1 protein-coding gene and 1 pseudogene are annotated in these 2,590 nt (G+C 51.4%); both read left to right on the top strand.

Annotated elements, in window-relative coordinates:
* The coding region (locus ACTF5Z_RS11785) for a TonB-dependent receptor domain-containing protein (protein ID WP_438985806.1) at window positions 1–1,411 on the top strand (1,411 nt) is incomplete at its 5' end.
* 41 nt (window positions 1,412–1,452) lie between these two features.
* Window positions 1,453–2,590: pseudogene (locus tag ACTF5Z_RS11780) on the top strand (hypothetical protein); the annotation flags it as partial.

The following is a 2,590-nucleotide window of genomic DNA, read 5'->3' as shown; positions in this document are numbered from 1 at the left end:
TGAGCGCCGTGAGTCAGAATTTAGGGCGTCCCAGTCGCAAACAAATGCCGCCGAGCTTAAGGCGGGATTTGCATTTGACCGGCTTAACGATCAGCAGACAGTCGCTCTAGCGGGTTTCTTTGTAGAGCCTGGTACGACGTTTAAACGCTACGACGAGCTTACCGATGCGAACTTCGACGGTACTCTGGATTTTACCTGGGATATTTTTGATGACGGTGAAGCGTTCTCCTCGCTGCAATTCGGTGCACAAAGCATTTATCGCGAGCGTGATTCAGAGTCGAAAACCTACGGGTTTAACATCAACCAAGCTCGTGATGATCTGCTAAATACCGACAATATTCTTGCGTCTGAGGTATTGGTCGCAGGTGTTTCTCCTGAGCTAGATACCGTCGCAGACAACCCGAATGATGGGTTCGTCTTCGTCGATAAAACGCTTGCCAGTGACAGCTATGACGCGGAACTGGATTACAACAGCGTTTACTTCTCGTACGACCACACCTTTAACACCTCTTGGCAGGTGCTCCTTGGTGCACGTTACGAGACCTACAAGCAGACCACTAAGACCTTCTCGTTACAAGGTACTCAGGCTCCGGTGGAATCCTTGATCGACGAGTCGTCGGTGTTGCCTGGATTTGGTGTGAACTGGTTCATCAACGACTCACATCAACTGCGTTTTGCGGTATCCGAGACGGTGGCTCGACCCGACTTTAAAGAAGCGGCCAACGCAACATTCTACGATACCGAGTTTAACTTCCGTGTACGTGGTAACCCCTTCCTCCAAATCTCGACGATTATGAACGCGGACTTGCGTTGGGAGTGGTATTTCGACGAGCAAGACAGTTTATCGGTTGCCTTGTTCTACAAAGACTTTGATAAACCCATTGAGCGTGTTGTGCAGCCAGCATCGGGCACCGCGGGTAATTCCCGGACATTTACCAACTCAGACAGTGCCGAGCTTTACGGTATCGAGATCGAAGGTCGTAAAGAGTTCATGTTAGGTGATGACTACGACGACTCGATCTTTATCTCGTTCAACACTGCATTGATTGAATCAGAAGTCACCTTTGGCAGCGGCGCTACAGGCCGCGCGCTGCAAGGGCAGCCCGAATATACCGCCAACTTGGTGATTGGCTACGACGACTTCGCCAGTGGGCAGCAGCTGACCTTGCTGTTGAACCAAAGCGGAGAGTCCATTGCTGACGTGGGTGTGTCAGGTGCGCCGGACGTGATCTATGAGCCACGTTTGGACTTGAACTTGGTCTACCGTTGGGAGTTTGCCGAGCAGGGCACACTGAAGGCCAAGCTCAGCAATATCCTGAACAGTGAATACGAATATACGCAGGGCGGGCAGACCTTCCAAGCGTACGAGAAAGGCATGTCTTTATCAGTCGGTATCGACTGGAAATTTTAAATGCACGCAGTGCGAAAGGGTGAAAACCAATGAGGAGTGTAATGATGAGAAAGCAACTGGCCGCGGCGTTAATCACGCTAGGCGCTCTAGGTGGGCTACAAGGCTGCTCGGAGGGGGATAGCGCAACGATTAACATTGATGCGCCGACTTCAAGCAACGATGTGGTCAACAGCAACAACACGACAACCAACAATACCAACACCGATACGGGAACAGACACGGGCGGTACCACCGATCCTGTCGTCGAGTGCCCCGCGTTCACCACGGAAGCAGCCAACGGTCAATGTGTTTTACCGAGCTCGATTAGTGCTGACGCTACCTTGGTCGCTGGTGTTGATTACCTTATGACTGGCCGTGTGACGGTCGGTAATGGTAACGGTGAGCTCTCTGACAGCACTACGTTAGCTGATGGCTCCTCGCTTCAAAACGTGACCTTGACGATTGAGCCTGGTGTAAACATCTACGGCGAGACCGGTACATTCGCCAACTTAGTGATTACCCGCGGATCAAAAATTATGGCGGCAGGTACTGCCGATAAGCCGATCGTATTCAGCTCAGATGATGCTGATATAACGGGCGCTGGCGAGTGGGGTGGTTTGATTATTCACGGTTTCGGTCCTCACAACGAATGTGCCGATGGTGGGGCTGTTTGTAACATTGACTCCGAGGGTGAATCGGGTTTCGCGGGCGGTTATAACGCCAACGACAACAGCGGTGTCCTTAAGTACGTTGTCGTTGCCGAAGGTGGTTACGAGTTCGCACCAGGTAACGAAATCAACGGTATCTCGTTGGTTGGTGTGGGTGCTGGCACGACTATGGAGTACATCCAAGTCGAGGGTAACTCAGACGACGGCATTGAGTTTTACGGCGGTACCGTAAACCTAAAATATGGCGTATTCACCAACAACTTAGACGACTCAGTTGACTGGGACGAAGGCTATCAGGGCAACTTGCAGTACATCATCGTTAAGCAGTCGCCCAATGGTTCGGGTGAGGCGTTCGAGATGGATACCCAAGGCACGAGTCTATTCTTGTCCAAGCCGACTTTGTCTAACGTCACCATTATCGCTGACAAAAAAGCGGCGGACGATGAATACATTTTGAACTTTAAAGCGGGTTCAGGCGGCTTCTTCCACAACACCGTCGTTACTGTAGCGGCTGACAATGCGACGCCTTTGA

Source organism: Aequoribacter sp. (assembly GCF_965659035.1).
Classification (GTDB): domain Bacteria; phylum Pseudomonadota; class Gammaproteobacteria; order Pseudomonadales; family Halieaceae; genus Aequoribacter.
This window is presented reverse-complemented; position numbering and strand designations above follow the sequence as displayed.